Genomic DNA, 281 nt, shown 5'->3' on the forward strand with positions numbered 1-281 from the left:
TGCTCAACCTGCGTGGACATTTGCATTGATTAATAATAAGAGGGATTATGAAAGATTCACTATCACCGGTGAAACAACTTGGCAAATCCAAGCACCTACAAGCTTTGTAGAAAGCGAAGTTAATAGTAAGAAATCCAATTTTTGGTATACACCAATGCATCTCACATGGGATGCATTAGCATTTTTACCACATTTAGGAGAAATAGCAGAGATTCATAGAGGAATTGAGTATAAAATACCGGTTCGGGGAAATGAAACGATGCTTTTTTCGGACATTCCGC

1 protein-coding gene is annotated in these 281 nt (G+C 38.1%); it reads left to right on the plus strand.

Translation table 11 applies throughout. The features are described 5' to 3' along the window. Positions 1-25 precede the first annotated feature (25 nt). A partial coding sequence (locus L5849_RS15740; RefSeq protein WP_236926305.1) for a hypothetical protein occupies positions 26-281 on the plus strand: 256 nt, incomplete at its 3' end.

The organism is Erythrobacter sp. SN021 (assembly GCF_021864455.1).